This is a genomic window from Cupriavidus basilensis (genome assembly GCF_029335485.1).
Classification (GTDB): Bacteria; Pseudomonadota; Gammaproteobacteria; order Burkholderiales; family Burkholderiaceae; genus Cupriavidus; species Cupriavidus basilensis_E.
In genome coordinates, this window is record NZ_JARJLM010000483.1 from 1 (window position 1) to 2,021 (window position 2,021).

A 2,021-nucleotide genomic window follows, 5' to 3' on the forward strand; every position below is an offset into this window, starting at 1 on the left:
GCGGATAAAGGCCGTTTCCGCATCCAGCGCGGCAATCAGCGCCGGCGACGGCACGCGGTCAAGATCGGTGACCACGTAGCCGGTCTGGCCGCGGGTTTGCAGGTGCTGCGCCACGATGTTGACGCCGTCGTGCGCCAGCAGCGTATTGAGCGTGGCGAGCGCGCCCGGCGCGTTGCCGTGCACGTTCAGCAGCCGCGCGGGCGAGGTCAGCGGGCCCGGGCTGACCTCGGGGAAATTGACCGCGCCGATGGTGTCGCCCGTCCTGAGGAAGGCAATCAGCTTGGTTGCGACCTCGGTGCCGATATTCTCCTGCGCCTCTTCCGTGCTGCCGCCGATATGCGGTGTCAGGATGGCGTTGGGCACACCCTGCAGCGGGCTGGTGAAGCGGTCCGCGTTGGTCTTGGGTTCTTCGGGGAAGACGTCGATCGCCAGCCCGGCGATATGGTTCGCGTCGCACGCCGCGCGCAGCGCGTCGATATCCACCACCGTGCCGCGCGAGGCATTGATCAGGATCGCGCCGCGCCGGAACTGGCTGAGCACGTCGGCATCGATCATCTTCTTGGTCTGCGCGGTAGCCGGCACGTGCAGCGTCACGATATCCGCCTGCGATACCGCATCCACCAGCGAGCGCGCCGCGCGCGCCGAACCCAGGGACAGCCTGGCCTGCACATCGTAGTACACCACGCGCATGCCCATGGCCTCGGCCAGCACGCCAACCTGCGAGCCGATATTGCCGTAGCCGATGATGGCAATGGTCTTGCCGCGCGCCTCGAAGGATCCGGTCGCACCCTTTGCCCACTTGCCGGCATGTGCCATCGTGTTCTTCTCCGGAACCCGGCGCAGCAGCAGGATCGCCTCGGCAATCACCAGTTCCGCCACCGAGCGCGTATTCGAGAACGGCGCATTGAATACCGGCATGCCCGCCCGGGCCGCCGCGTCCAGGTCTACCTGCGAGGTGCCGATGCAGAAGCAGCCGATAGCCACCAGGTGGCGGGCCGCCTCGATTTCGGCGGCGCCCAGGTGCGTGGCCGAGCGGATGCCGAGAATCTGGTGACCCTGCGGCGCGTTGTGCAGTTCATCGCCGGCGAGCGCGCCGGTGCGGCGCTCCACGGTGACGTGGGCTTCCTTGAAGCGCTCGACGGCGGTGTCATGGATGTTTTCAAGCAGTAGAGCTGAGGTCATGGCGAGTCGGTGATGGCAACGATGGCGCAATGGCGCGAAGAGGACAGCAATGCGCAGGCCGCAGCCGCGGTGACGCAGGGCCGATGACCCGGGCAAGCGTCATGAGGCCGCGCAAAGGCAGGCGCAACGCGAAAACAGACGCAGACATGGTAACGCAGGTGGCGCCTGGCGGCCGAACACCCACATTGCTGCCAATGGCAAATTCATCTCGTCATTTGCGTGCTGTAGCGCACGAAGGCGCAAGCATCGCATCGCACGGATGCATTCAGGGAACCCCCGGGACGGAAATCGCCCTGCTTCTGGACTTGTTTGGAACCAGGTTCTAACTAATAGAACGAAATGGCGTAGTGAGCAAGCTGCTGGAGACGATCCCGATCAGCGCGATCGGGCCGCGGCGGGCGTGGAGAATGGCCAATCACGGGCGCTCCGGACGCCGCCTGGGTGTCGCGGCATTCCATCCGCGGGGCTAAAGCTTTGCGAAAAATGGCCGTCAATCCAGGATGCTGGAAGCGCCGCGTGACTGCGGGGATGCAGTGCGGGGCAGAGCCGACCAGGCATCGCCAGGGAGGTTGCCGGCTTCCGGCTGTCATCAGATCTTGATCTTGACTGCATCCTTATCTCGACGCCTTACACCAACCGTCTGACTCAACTTAAAGGACCCCCATAGATGCTTCGATCGTCAGCGCCGCGAGCAATGCTGGTACCAATCAGGTACCCGTGATGATGCTGCGCAAGTCGCTTGACCTGCAGGCACAGAATGTAGCCGCCCTGCTGGGCTCGATGCCGCAAGCCAGCGTCCCCGCCAGCAATCCTCCCCACCTTGGCCAGAACATCGACGT

General features: G+C 64.7%; 2 protein-coding genes. One reads left to right on the forward strand and one right to left on the reverse strand.

Annotated elements, in window-relative coordinates:
- Positions 1-1,182 (reverse strand): phosphoglycerate dehydrogenase (gene serA, locus P3W85_RS29650; protein WP_276267378.1); only part of this gene is annotated, 1,182 nt, incomplete at its 3' end.
- A 675-nt stretch (positions 1,183-1,857) separates the two neighbouring features.
- Between serA and P3W85_RS29655 the strand changes: the two genes are divergently transcribed.
- Positions 1,858-2,021 (forward strand): YjfB family protein (locus P3W85_RS29655; RefSeq protein ID WP_276267379.1); only part of this gene is annotated, 164 nt, incomplete at its 3' end.